Consider the following 13,159-nt stretch of genomic DNA (forward strand, 5'->3'; position numbering starts at 1 on the left):
GCGGCAGGGAGCCATGATGACTGCGGGTGAAAACCCAATCCCCGCACGGTCGCCTGCCACTGCTCTCCCGGCAGTTTAGGGGCCGGGAGAGCACCCCATCATAACATCGGCAAGAACAAACAATCCCCGCAAAGGCGGGGATCCACTCATTCGCAGAGCGAAAGCGGTTCAAGGCATTGAGGAGAAGACATTTTCCGGGCAGAAACATCCTGCATTGCGGCAAAGTGGATTAGATCCCCGGTCAAGCCGGGGATGACCTTGAGGAGGCGCGCGTTTGCTTGCTCGCCCTCACCCAGAGGGAGAGAAAGCAGACTGCGATCGCGGCTAGCGCCGACCGAACAAAAAAGCCGGATCACCCAGTCTGTTTCCCACGATCAGCCTCTCCAATCACCTCTCCCAAGCTTGGGAGAGGTCGGCGCGAAGCGGCGGGTGAGGGTTGGAAGCGGCTCACCCCCCTGCCAGTTTCCTAACCTCTGCCGCCACCGCTTCCGCGAAGGGCGCCTGCATGTCAGCGTCCCAGTGAACGGAATCCACTTTGCTGACGGTCACAACCGAGCCCGCATCAAAGAAGGCCGCGCCATATTGGGCGGCGGCAGCTGCATAGACCTCCTTGAGCTTACGGGATTCCGCGATGCTCTTTTCGCAAAAGGCGAAGGCCAGCGGCGATCCCTCAAAGTTCCCCAAAGGAGGCGGTGAAATCAGCAGAACCTTCGGAGGCTGGCCATCGGGATCGTCAGTCGGCAGGCTGACCGAGTAGAGCAGACGGGACATGGCCGACCCGATGGCGCCTGCGGTCATGTTGAAGCGGGATTGCAAATCGTTGGTTCCGAGCATGATCACCAGAATACCGACCGGCATATGCGCCTTGCGCGCGGTGGCCAGATGGGCGAAGCCATTCTTGTCGCCGCGCATCGGATCATCGAAAACTGTGGTCCGGCCATTCACACCATCTTCGACCACATAAAAGCCCTCGCCCAGCACCTTGGCGAGATGCCGCGTCCAGCGGACCGAATGGCCATAGCGGGTCCGCTCGCCGGGTTTAAATCCCCAGGTCAGGGAATCTCCGAAACAGACGACGGAAACCGGCTCAGTGGGGAGTGACATTGCGGGAGCCTTTCTTGGAAAGCCGTTGACTGAGAACAGCTTAACTTTCTCCACCTGGCATTCAAGCCATCTGACGGACAATCCGGTTCTGATGTGGGAAGCAGACCCTTGGTTAATAAGGGCTTTACCAAGGCCGGGTAGCCTGCCCCCAAAGCCTATGGAATGTCCGGGACATCGATGACCGCCACACAACCCACCTACCGGCGGGGCGCCGCCCTGCCGAGCTCAAATCCGTTTCAGCGCCTTGCGGCCCTGCTGGTAGACGAACGTCCCGGCATGGATCCCGTCGTCATGACCATCGGCGAACCTCAGCACGAAATGCCCGGCTTTGTGGCGAAGGTTCTGGCGGACAATGCGGGCGATTTCCGCCGCTATCCCCCGATCAACGGAACGCCGGAGTTCCGCGCTGCCGTCGCAGGCTGGCTGGACCGGCGCTACGATCTGGAAGGGCTGATCGACGCCGAGAACGGCGTTCTGCCGCTCAATGGTTCCCGCGAAGGCCTGTCCTTCGGCGCAATTGCGGCCCGTGACCAGCTGGCAAAGGGCATTGATCATCCGGTGGTGATGCTGCCGAACCCATTCTACCAGACCTATGCGGCAGCGGCTCATATTGCCGATTCGCGCGCGGTGCTGATGGATGCCCGGCCCGGAAACCACTTCCTGCCCAATCTGGACAGCCTAGACCCGGCAGATCTGGACGAGACAGTCGCATTCTACATCGCCTCCCCCACCAATCCGGAAGGCTATTGCGCGGATATTTCCTATCTGCAGCGGCTGATCCAACTGGCCCGCAAGCACAAGTTCTACATCTTCTCCGACGAGTGTTACTCGGAGATCTACCGCGGCGCGCCCCCAACCGGCATGCTGGAAGCGGCCAAGGCTCTCGGCAATCCGGACGGCAATGTCTTTGACAAGGTCATCGTGCTGAATTCCCTGTCCAAGCGCTCCAATCTGGCAGGCTTGCGCTGCGGCTTTGCCGCCGGTGATCCGGAATTCCTGTCCAGATGGGTGAAATTCCGCGGCCTTGCGGCCCCGCAGGTGCCGATCCCGCATCAGGCCGTCGCCGTTGCCGCCTATGGTGATGAAGCCCACGTGGAAGAAAACCGCCGCCTCTACAATGAGAAATTCGAGGCTGCCGAAGAGATCCTGTCGCCGCTCATGGGTGCGGTGACGCCGGAAGCCGGGTTCTTCCTGTGGCTGAACGTGGCCCGCTGGGGCGGTTCGGTCGAGGTGACCAAGGGGCTTTGGAAAGACACCGGTGTGAAGGTGCTGCCTGGAGCCTATCTCGCATCTGATCAGGCGGACGGCAGCAATCCTGGAAGAGATTACATTCGCGTTGGCCTTTGCGCCCCGCTCGCTCAAACTCGAACCGCCCTGCAGCGCATGGCGGACTGGCTGGGAGAAAAGGCATGAGACGGGCAACAGCCGTCCGCGGCAACGGCCGCCGCTCTTCTGTCGACCTGATCGACACCCAGAGCCCGCTCCGGCGCTTCATGAAGCGCAATCTGGTCGGTCTCTGCGGTCTCGCCGTGATCGCTCTTGCAGCCGCCATGGCGGCCGCTCTGGCAACCTGGTCAATCAACGACCCCAGCCTCAACCACGCCACGAGCGAACCGGCCCACAATGCCCTCGGCAAACCCGGCGCAATCTTCGCCGACGTGCTGATGCAAACCATTGGACTGGCGACCGCCGTTTTCCTGGTGCCGATCGTGTTCTGGGGCTGGCGGCTTCTGTCGGGCAACGCCATCCGCATCGGCCGCCGCAAACTGGGGTTCTGGTTCGCAGGCTCGCTGCTCGCGGCAGGCGCTCTGGCAGCCCTGCCCGTGCCGGAAAGCTGGCCGCTGCCGACCGGTCTGGGCGGTTTCCTTGGCGATACCATTCACGTTGTGCCCGGGCTCCTGACCGGAAACCTGACAGATGGGGCAGCAACGATTGTCGGCACGCTCGGGCTCGGGCTTCCCGCTCTGTTCCTGCTTGTGGCGGCTTCCGGCTTCTTCGGGTCCAATTCCGCACCTCAATCCGCTGCAAAACCAGCCGCGCCCCGCGGGCATGGACGTTCGCAGCCCGATGAGTTCGAATTCGATGACGAAGATGAGGAAACAGACTCCCGTCTTGGCCTGATGATGACCGCCACCATCGGCCGTCTCAGCCACTGGAGCCTTCAGGGAACGTCCTTCCTGCGCCGTGTGACGGGCCGCAATGCGGTCCGGCCCGAAGACGAAGAGGACGACTGGGACGAGCATGGTGAAGTCTACGAGGAGGACGAGCCAGCGCCGCGCCGCAGTGCCCTCGGCAGCTTCCGGCGCGCCCTTGCAGGCCGCCTGATGCCGAAGGAGGATGACGGCCTGTCTGAATTCTACGACAACCGACCCCGGTCTGCGCAGGCAGATGACGGCTACGAGGACGATTTCGAGGACGAAGAAGGCGTGCCTTTCGACCCGGATGAGCTGATGGCCAACAAGGGGCCGGTGCCCCGGCCCGTTGGCATTGCCAGCCCGGAGTCCATGGCCCCACCCGCACCGGCAGCAGCACCGAGCCGCGTTATCCCGCCTGCAGCGCGGCCGAAGCCCGGCAAGCGCGCCATCGCGGAAGCGCAGCCCTCACTCCTTGGCGCACCGGAAGAATACGAGCATCCCCCGCTGCATCTGCTGGCCGAGCCGAAGGTCACCGGCAAGGTGCCGGGCCTCTCCGCCGATGCGCTGGAACAAAATGCCCGGATCCTCGAAGGGGTTCTGGAAGACTTCGGCGTGCGCGGCGAGATCATCGAAGTGCGCCCGGGCCCGGTCGTGACCCTTTACGAGCTGGAACCGGCGCCCGGCATCAAGTCCTCCCGCGTCATTGGTCTGGCGGACGATATTGCCCGCTCCATGAGTGCGATTTCCGCCCGCGTGGCCGTGATCCCCGGCAAGAACGCCATCGGTATCGAGCTTCCGAATGCCCGCCGCGAGACGGTTTATCTGCGCGAGCTTCTCGCCTCCCAGGACTTCGAGAAATCCAAGTCCAAGCTGGCACTGGGCCTCGGCAAGACCATCAATGGCGAAAGCGTTGTGGCAGACCTTGCCCGCATGCCTCACCTGCTGGTTGCCGGTACCACCGGTTCCGGTAAGTCGGTTGCCATCAACACCATGATCCTGTCGCTGCTCTACCGGCTCACTCCGGCAGAGTGCAAGATGATCATGATCGACCCGAAGATGCTGGAACTGTCGATCTATGACGGCATTCCCCATCTCCTGACCCCGGTTGTGACCGACCCGAAGAAGGCTGTCGTCGCGCTCAAGTGGACCGTCCGCGAGATGGAAGAGCGCTACAAGAAGATGTCGAAGGTCGGCGTCCGGAACATCGACGGCTACAACACCCGCATCCAGCAGGCGATGGAAAAGGGTGAAAGCTTCACCCGCACCGTCCAGACCGGCTTTGACCGCGAGACCGGCCAGCCGATCTGGGAAGAAGAGGAACTGCCACTCGAAACCCTGCCCTTCATCGTGGTGGTGGTCGACGAAATGGCCGACCTGATGATGGTGGCGGGCAAGGACATCGAAGGCGCGATCCAGCGTCTCGCCCAGATGGCCCGTGCCGCCGGTATTCACCTGATCATGGCAACCCAGCGCCCGTCCGTGGACGTCATCACCGGTACGATCAAGGCAAACTTCCCGACCCGTATCTCCTTCCAGGTGACCTCGAAGATCGACAGCCGCACGATCCTGGGCGAAATGGGCGCAGAGCAGCTGCTGGGTATGGGCGACATGCTGTTCATGGCCGGTGGCGGCCGCATCCAGCGCGTCCACGGCCCGTTTGTCTCCGATGGCGAGGTCGAGGAAATCGTCTCGCATCTGAAGCTTCAGGGCACGCCGCAATATCTGGAAGCGGTCACGGAAGACGAGGACGAAGTCGCAAGCCCCTATGACGGTCTGTCCGGCGGCGGTGGTGGTGGAGACGACGAAGGCAATGATCTCTACGACCGGGCCGTCGCTATTGTCCTGCGCGACAAGAAGGCTTCCACCTCCTACGTCCAGCGGCGCCTGTCCATCGGCTACAACAGGGCAGCGTCCCTGATCGAGCGGATGGAAAACGAAGGCCTGATCAGTTCGGCAAATCACGCCGGCAAGCGTGAGATCCTTGTCCAGAACGGTGTTGAGGACGATATGTGACGGGGGGCGGTCCTTTGCACCGCCCTACCACCGCCAAAACCTTGCCACAAGGACCCGCTAATTACACAGTGGTTCAATCACCGGAAGACACAGGTCTCACATGCGCCACAGCACTGCAAAAACGTTCTTCAAATCCGCCCTCGTGGCGGCAGGCCTCGTGATCGGATCGCTGACTGCGGCATCGGCCCTGACGTCGGATGAGCAGCAGAAGCTGTCTCAGGTGAACACCTACTTCAACTCCGTGAAAACGATGAACGGGGACTTCATCCAGTTCGGCCCCGATGGCGGACAGTCGGAAGGCAAGTTCTACATCGCCCGGCCGGGAAAGGTGCGGTTCTACTACAATCCGCCCGCAAAGCTGGACATCATCTCCGATGGCAAGTCCGTCTCGGTGAAGGACCGGAAGATGGCGACCCAGGACATCTGGCCCCTGAGCCAGACGCCCCTGCGTTTCCTTCTGGCCGAGAACATCGACCTTCAGAAGGACGCCAATGTCACCAACGTTCTGGTGGAACCGGACCTGATCACCGTTACCCTGACCGACCAGACTACCTTCAACTCCGGCATCCTGACCCTGATCTTCGATGCGAAGACCTATGAGCTGAAGCAGTGGACCGTCACAGACGCCCAGGGCTATGACACGACGGTTGCCGTTTACAACGTTGTCGCCAACGGCCCGACCAACAAGGATCTGTTCAAGATCGACTATCTGGCCAACACCCGCCAGAACCAGAAGTAAGGCCCGGCATTGCGCCGGGCCTCAGACTGCTGACAAAGGTACAAACTCTGAGATAGTCATCCCGGCCAAGCGGAGCGCGAGCCGGGACCGGTGAGCCAAAAGACTATCGGTTTCAGAGAGTTGCATACCGAAATACCTCGACTCACCGGTCCCGGATCTCCGCTTCGCTGCGTCCGGGATGACGAGTTGAGAGGCTTGTCATCGATCTCAGGCCCGGCATTTGCCGGGCCTGATGCATTTTCAGTGACTGATCATCCAGGGGCGTTTGGAGGGAAAGGTCTTGCCGCCATCGGCGGTGAAGACCGTGCCCGACTTGCCCGTGCTGATGCCGGAGCAGCAGGAACAGCCCGAAGGATGCCGCTTCTTGCGGCCTTCCGCGGCAGCTGCCCGGCTGTCCCTGGTCGAGAGCCGGGGCTCATGCCGGGCCCGCTCATTGGTCTCCAGAGCCGTCCGGCGCTCTGTCGACAGACCCGACATATGCGGAGCCTGAAGGATGGCTCTTGGAGCCTCCTGCTTGCAGGCCGGACAGGAGATCGGATCTGCATGCGCCGACATGGGCCGGAGCGCCCGGATCGGGCCGCAGTCCTCGCACAGATAGTCGTAAACCGGCATGAATGCCTCCTTAGAGATCCGGTGCGAGCGGAATGTCGATGGACCCGTCGAGATACTTCGTCGGCCCGGCCGCGCCCGGCATCAGATCGAACTCGAAGATATCCGTCGGCAGCCACAAGGTTGCACAGGCATTGGGAATGTCCACCACGCCGGAAATATGCCCCTGAACCGGGGCTGTCCCCAGGATCGCGTAGGCCTGAGCGCCCGAGTAGCCGAACTTCTTCAGATATTCGATGGCGTTCAGACAGGCCTGACGGTAGGCGATATGCACATCGAGATAGTGCTGCTTGCCGGCTTCATCGACGGAAATGCCCTCGAAGATCAGGTAGTCGTCATATTTCGGCGTGATCGGCGACGGCCTGAAGATCGGGTTCTTGATGCCGTATTTGGACATGCCGTCCTTGATCAGGCTGACCTTGATGTGCAGCCAGCCGGCCATTTCGATAGCGCCGCAGAAGGTGATTTCGCCATCGCCCTGGCTGAAGTGCAGATCGCCCATGGAGAGCCCTGCCCCGTCCACATAGACCGGGAAGTAGATCTTGGAGCCGCGCGACAGATCCTTGATGTCGCAGTTGCCGCCATGCTCGCGCGGGGGCACCGTGCGGGCGCCTTCCGCCGCCGCCTTGTCCCGGGCCTCACCCTTCATCGCGCCCATATGGGCAGACTGGGTGTTCGGCAGAGCTGCAAGCTGCGGCACGCGGTGGGGATCCGTGTCGAACAGAGCCTTTTCCCGGTCGTTCCACATGTCCAGCATCTTGCGGTCCGGCAGACAGCCAATCAGGCCCGGATGGATCAGCCCGGCATAGGACACGCCCGGCACATGGCGGGACTTTGTGAACATGCCGTGGAAGTCCCAGATCGACTTCTGCGCTTCCGGGAAATGCTCGGTCAGGAAGCCGCCGCCATTCTGCTTGGAAAAGAAACCGTTGAAGCCCCAAAGCATCTCTTCCTTGGCACCGATATCGAGAATATCGACCACCAGAAGATCGCCCGGTTCCGCCCCCTTCACACCGATGGGACCGGAGAGATAGTGGACCTGTTCCAGCTCCACATCGCGCACGTCGGCTGCATCGTCGTCGTTCTTGATCTGACCGCCGGTCCAGTCATAGGTCTCGATCTTGAAATCGTCGCCCGGCTCGACCCACACGGCCATCGGAATATCCGGATGCCAGCGGTTGTGGATCTTCTCATTGGTATGCGGGGACTCCTTGAGATCCACCGAGATCAGAGTATCGGCCATCGTTTGCTCCTGTGGTTGGCGCCATCCCATGGCGCGGAGGGACTGTTCGGGATCAGACGGAAAGGAAGGCGGCCACCTTCTCTTCATTGACGCTGGCGCGCGGCTCGTCATGGACCAGCCGTCCGTTCTCCAGCACGAGGATGCGGTCCGCGACATCGAGCGCGAAGGACAGCACCTGCTCGGACACGACAATGGACAGGCCCCGCTCGTCGCGGATACGCCTCAGGACACGGGCCATTTCGCGGATGATCGAAGGCTGGATGCCTTCGGTCGGCTCGTCCAGCAGCAGAACCTTGGGGTTGGTGGCGAGCGCCCGGGCAATGGCGAGCTGCTGCTGCTGCCCGCCAGAAAGGTTGCCGCCCCGCCTGCTCTTCATATCGAGCAGAACCGGAAACAGCTCGTAGATGCCTTCCGGCACCTTGGAGCGGCCGGATACAGTCAGGCCGGTCTCGATATTCTCCTGCACGGTCATGCTCGGGAAGATCATCCGGCCCTGCGGCACATAGGCAATGCCCTTGGCGACCCGGTCGAAACTCTTCAGGGCGGTGACGTCGATGCCATCAACCTGCGCCTTGCCGTGGCTGGCCGGCACGATCCCCATGAGCGACTTCATCAGGGTTGTCTTGCCCATGCCGTTGCGGCCCATGATCGCGACGATTTCTCCCGGCGCGACGGTGAAGTCCAGGCCGTGGAGAACCTCGCTCTGGCCATAGGCGACGTGATATTGATCGACTTGCAGCATGTTCGCCTCCTAGTGCCCGAGATAGACGTCGATGACCTTGGGATCAGCCTGAACCTTGGCCATGGAGCCCTCGGACAGGATCTTGCCCTGGTGCAGGACGGTGACCCGGTGGGCGATGTCCTCGACGAATTTCATGTCGTGTTCGACCACCAGCACGGAGCGGCCCTTGGTGATCTCGTTGAGAAGCTTGGCGGTCTGCTTGCGCTCCGACACGCTCATACCGGCGACCGGCTCGTCGAGCATGAGCAGTTCCGGGTCCTGGATCAGCAGCATGCCGATTTCCAGCCACTGCTTCTGGCCATGGCTGAGCAGGGCCGCCTGCATGTCGAGCAGAGTGTCGAGGAAGACCATCCCGGCGATTTCCCGCACCCGAGAGATCACCTCCTCATCCCGCTTGAAGGTCAGCGCGCCGAAGACGTTGCGGCCGCGCGGGAAGGAAATCTCCAGATTCTCGAAGACGGTCAGATCCTCGTAGATGGAGGGATTCTGGAACTTGCGCCCCACCCCTTCGCGGACGATTTCGTGCTCCTTCATGGAGGTCAGTTCGCGGTTGCGGAACTTGATCGAGCCGTCGGTGGCCTTTGTCCGGCCGCAGATGAGATCGAGCACCGTGGTCTTGCCGGCCCCGTTCGGGCCGATGATCACGTGGATCTCGTTCTCGTCCACATAGAGGTTGAGGTCGTTGACCGCCTTGAAGCCATCGAAGGACACCGTGAGGTTCTCGATCGACAGGAGGAAGTCCGTGTTGTTGGCTAGCGTATTCATGGACGATTGCTCCTATGCCCGGCTCATTCGGCCGCCTGGGGATCCTGGACCGGGGCATCCGGACCGGTCTTGCGGGTGCGCAGCCACTTGTTGACGCGGGGCGCGATCTGGGCGCGGTAGACACCTGCAAGGCCGTTGGGAAAGATCAGGACGACGGCGATAAAGAGAGCGCCAAGGCCGAAGAGCCAGAGTTCCGGGAAGGTTTCGGAAAAGGTGGTCTTGGCCCAGTTGACCAGCAGCGTGCCGTAGACCGCGCCGAAGATGGACAGGCGTCCGCCGACAGCGCAGTAGATAACCATCTCGATCGACGGCACGATGCCGACGAAGGACGGCGACATGAAACCGACCTGCAGGGTGAACATGGCCCCGCCGATGGCGGAAAGGACAGCGGCAAAGCAGAAGACGAAGATCTTGAAATTTGCCACGTCATAGCCGGAGAAGCGGACCCGGTCCTCCTTGTCGCGCAGGGCGACCAGAAGGCGTCCAAGCTTGCTCTTCAACACGAAGAGGCACAGCACGAGGACAGCCATCAGCAACCCGCCATTGAGGAAATAAAGGACGTATTTCGCGCTGTCCGTGCGGATGTCCCAGCCCATTAGGGTGCGCAGATCCGTGATGCCATTGACGCCGCCGGTGTAGCCTTGCTGACCGATGATCAGGATGGTCAGGATGGCGGCAATGGCCTGGGTGATGATGGCGAAATAGACCCCGCCTACCCGGCGCTTGAACATGGCCGCCCCGACGATGAAGGCAAAGATGGCGGGAAGGACGAAGATCGCCAGCAGCGTGAAGCCGAAGCTCTTGAACGGCTCCCAGAACCAGGGCAGTTCGGTGATCTGGTTCCAGTCCATGAAGTCCGGAATGCCCGGGGTGGACTGGATCTTGGTAGCCTCCGGCGTGGAGGCTTCCAGCTTGAGGAACATGGCCATGCAATAGCCGCCAAGGCCGAAGAACACGCCCTGCCCGAGGCTCAGGATGCCGCCCATGCCCCAGCACAGCACCAGCCCGATGGCAACGAAGGCATAGGTCAGATACTTGCCGACCAGATTCAGCCGGAAGATGTCGACGGAGACCGGCAGAACGATGAACAGCAGGGCAGCGAGAACCGCGAGCGCGAGAAGGTCCTGCCGGGAGAGAAAGCTTTTTCCGTTGGTCATGTCGGCCTCCTTCAGCGGCGGATTTTCAGAGAGAACAGGCCTTCGGGACGCAGCATCAGGATGCCGACCACGGTCAGCAGCGTGAGCACCTTGGCCATGGACCCGGAGAGGAAGAACTCCATGGTCGACTGGGCCTGGCTGATGGCGAAGGACGAGGCGATGGTGCCAAGCAGGCTGGCCGCGCCACCGAAGACGACGATCAGGAACGTGTCGACGATGTAGAGCTGCCCGGCGGTCGGCCCGGTGGACCCGATCATGGTGAAGGCGCTGCCGGCGATCCCGGCAATGCCGCAGCCAAGGGCAAAGGTCTTGCGGTCAACCCGCTCGGTGTTGATGCCGACGGCACCCGCCATGACGCGGTTCTGAACCACGGCGCGGGTCTGCATGCCCATTTTGGAGCGGAACATCAGGAAATAAACGGCGACCGCGATGACCAGGGTCAGGGCCATGACGAACAGGCCATTGATCGGCACTTCGATTGTATCGGTCAGGGAAACGGACCCAAGCAGCCAGTCCGGCAAGGTGACCCCGACTTCACGGGCGCCGAAGATCGAGCGGTAGGCCTGCTGCAGCATGAGGCTGAGGCCCCAGGTGGCCAGCAGCGTGTCCAGCGGCCGCTTGTAGAGATGCCGGATCAGGGCCCATTCGACCAGCGCGCCCAATGCCGCCGAGGCGCAGAAGGCCAGGATCATTGCGCCGAAGAAATAGATGCCGAAGAGGCTGGGAACGTAATTCTCGACAATATGCGAGCACAGATAGGTGACATAGGCCCCGAGGATCATGAACTCGCCATGGGCCATGTTGATGACCCCCATCTGGCCGAAGATGATGGCGAGACCGAGCGCCATGAGGACAAAGACCGAGAACAGGATGAGCCCGGCAAAGCCCTGCATGGCGAAGATGGAACCAAGTTCCGACCAGGTGTAATCGGCGAACATGCGCACGTCTCCATGCCGAGGAGCAGGTCCATGCTCCAGTCAAAAGGAAATGTCTTGAAAGGCGGGTGCCGCGCAGGCTGCGGCGCGCAGCACCCGAGGTGGCCGGCAGCCGGAGCCGCCGGAGGGGAGCGCAGGACTTACTGATAGCCTTCCGGGAAGGGGTTCGGCTCCATCAGGTCCTTGGTTTCATAAACCACTTCATACTGGCCATCGGCCTTGGCATGCCCGACACGGGTCTTGGACCAGAGGTGATGGTTCTCGTGGATCTTGACGTAGCCTTCCGGCGCGGTGGTCAGCTCGATGCCAGGAGACGCGGCCTTGATCTTGTCGATGTCGAAGCTGCCGGCCTTTTCAACCGCGGCCTTCCAGAGCCAGGGGCCGAGATAGGCGGCCTGGGTCACGTCGCCGATGACGATGTCGTCGCCATACTTGGCCTTGAAGGCTTCGACGAACGCCTTGTTGTTGTCGTTGTCGAGGGACTGGAAGTACTTCATCGTGGCATAGGCGCCGGCGATGTTTTCCCCGCCGATGCCCAGGATTTCATCCTCGGTGACGGAGATGGTCAGAAGCAGCGGCTTTTCCTTGGTCATGTCGATGCCGGCAGCCTTGAGCTGCTTGTAGAAGGCAACGTTGGAGCCGCCCACGACGATCGCATAGATCACGTCCGGCTTCTTCAGCTTGATCTTGTTGATGACCGAGTTGAACTGGGTGTGGCCGAGCGGATAATACTCCTCGCCTACCACTTTAAGGCCAAGCTTTTCGATGTGCTTGCGGGCAATCTTGTTGGAGGTGCGCGGCCAGATGTAGTCGGAGCCGAGCAGGTAGAAGCTCTTGGCGCCCTTTTCCTTCACCACCCAATCGATACCGGCAAGGATCTGCTGGGTTGCTTCCTGGCCCGTGTAGATGACGTTCGGGGACTCTTCCAGGCCCTCATAGAAGGTCGGGTAATAGAGCATGCCGTTATACTGCTCGAACACCGGCAGAACGGCCTTGCGCGATGCGGACGTCCAGCACCCGAACACGGCCGCCACCTTGTCCTGCACGAGCAGCTTCTTGGCCTTTTCGGCGAAGGTCGGCCAATCGGACGCACCGTCTTCCTGGACGAATTCAATCTTGCGGCCAAGAACCCCGCCCATGGCGTTGATCTGCTCGATAGCCAGCTTTTCAGCCTGAACCGAACCGGTTTCGGAAATCGCCATCGTGCCGGTCACCGAGTGAAGAATACCGACCTTCACCGTGTCGGCGGTGACCGCCAGACCGGTGGTGTTGGCATCGTCCGCATGCGCCTTGCCGACACCGAACTGAGAGAAAGCGGTAAGAGCGGCAGCCGTCGCCGCCCCGAGGATCACGCCGCGCCTGGTCGAACCGAGGCCGGTCTTTCTGCCGTTGTTAGTCATGGATGTCGCCACCTCCTGTGTGAGCTGCAGGTGCGGGGCCGGCATCGGCGCACCGCATGAGAGGAGGCTCGCGGAAAATGGTGCAGTGCCGCAATGCGTCAGTTGCTGTGGGTTAATTGACGTATTTCAATTTCGCCACCGGTATTCAAAACTACCGAACCTGACGGAGCAACTTATAAATATTCAACCTAAGCAGGCGACTGAAAATCATTTCAGCCGCCCATTTCCATTTGAATATTTCTAAACAGGTACATGACAACTCATCTATCTTCAGAATAATTACTGGCACAACATTTGCTTATAACACTTAAAAACAA

The 13,159-nt window shown here is 61.2% G+C and carries 11 protein-coding genes; 3 read left to right on the forward strand and 8 right to left on the reverse strand.

What is annotated here, in order from left to right:
• Positions 1-447 precede the first annotated feature (447 nt).
• Positions 448-1,104: a GDSL-type esterase/lipase family protein gene (locus tag IG616_RS20200; RefSeq protein WP_192150288.1), complete on the reverse strand. Its 657-nt coding sequence runs from the start codon at positions 1,102-1,104 to the stop codon at positions 448-450.
• Between the two features lie 177 nt (positions 1,105-1,281).
• Between IG616_RS20200 and IG616_RS20205 the strand changes: the two genes are divergently transcribed.
• The 3 genes from IG616_RS20205 to IG616_RS20215 all read left to right on the forward strand — a co-directional run bounded on the left by IG616_RS20205 (position 1,282) and on the right by IG616_RS20215 (position 5,991).
• On the forward strand, positions 1,282-2,517 hold the full coding sequence (locus tag IG616_RS20205; protein ID WP_192150290.1) for an aminotransferase class I/II-fold pyridoxal phosphate-dependent enzyme: 1,236 nt from the start codon (positions 1,282-1,284) through the stop codon (positions 2,515-2,517).
• Complete coding sequence (locus IG616_RS20210; protein WP_192150292.1) at positions 2,514-5,252, forward strand: FtsK/SpoIIIE family DNA translocase; 2,739 nt, start codon at positions 2,514-2,516, stop codon at positions 5,250-5,252. Before IG616_RS20205 ends, IG616_RS20210 begins: the two co-directional genes overlap by 4 nt.
• 100 nt (positions 5,253-5,352) lie before the next feature.
• Positions 5,353-5,991: an outer-membrane lipoprotein carrier protein LolA gene (locus IG616_RS20215; RefSeq protein ID WP_192150293.1), complete on the forward strand. Its 639-nt coding sequence runs from the start codon at positions 5,353-5,355 to the stop codon at positions 5,989-5,991.
• A gap of 240 nt (positions 5,992-6,231) precedes the next feature.
• Here IG616_RS20215 and IG616_RS20220 read toward each other — a convergent pair whose 3' ends face one another.
• The 7 genes from IG616_RS20220 to urtA all read right to left on the reverse strand — a co-directional run bounded on the left by IG616_RS20220 (position 6,232) and on the right by urtA (position 12,842).
• A complete protein-coding gene (locus IG616_RS20220) occupies positions 6,232-6,603 on the reverse strand; it encodes a zinc ribbon domain-containing protein (protein WP_073009469.1) in 372 nt (123 codons plus the stop codon).
• Between the two features lie 10 nt (positions 6,604-6,613).
• Positions 6,614-7,843 (reverse strand): formamidase, encoded by a 1,230-nt coding sequence (fmdA, locus tag IG616_RS20225; protein WP_192150294.1) that lies wholly within the window; start codon positions 7,841-7,843, stop codon positions 6,614-6,616.
• Positions 7,844-7,895: 52 nt separating this feature from the next.
• Complete coding sequence (gene urtE / locus IG616_RS20230) at positions 7,896-8,585, reverse strand: urea ABC transporter ATP-binding subunit UrtE (protein WP_192150295.1); 690 nt, start codon at positions 8,583-8,585, stop codon at positions 7,896-7,898.
• Positions 8,586-8,594: 9 nt separating this feature from the next.
• Positions 8,595-9,350 (reverse strand): urea ABC transporter ATP-binding protein UrtD, encoded by a 756-nt coding sequence (gene urtD / locus IG616_RS20235; protein WP_192150296.1) that lies wholly within the window; start codon positions 9,348-9,350, stop codon positions 8,595-8,597.
• A 23-nt stretch (positions 9,351-9,373) separates the two neighbouring features.
• Complete coding sequence (urtC, locus tag IG616_RS20240; protein ID WP_192150297.1) at positions 9,374-10,507, reverse strand: urea ABC transporter permease subunit UrtC; 1,134 nt, start codon at positions 10,505-10,507, stop codon at positions 9,374-9,376.
• A gap of 11 nt (positions 10,508-10,518) precedes the next feature.
• Positions 10,519-11,445: an urea ABC transporter permease subunit UrtB gene (gene urtB, locus IG616_RS20245; RefSeq protein WP_192150298.1), complete on the reverse strand. Its 927-nt coding sequence runs from the start codon at positions 11,443-11,445 to the stop codon at positions 10,519-10,521.
• Between the two features lie 137 nt (positions 11,446-11,582).
• Positions 11,583-12,842 (reverse strand): urea ABC transporter substrate-binding protein, encoded by a 1,260-nt coding sequence (urtA, locus tag IG616_RS20250; RefSeq protein WP_192150299.1) that lies wholly within the window; start codon positions 12,840-12,842, stop codon positions 11,583-11,585.
• Positions 12,843-13,159: the final 317 nt, after the last annotated feature.

This window comes from Roseibium litorale, from assembly GCF_014842915.1.
Lineage (GTDB): Bacteria > Pseudomonadota > Alphaproteobacteria > Rhizobiales > Stappiaceae > Roseibium > Roseibium litorale.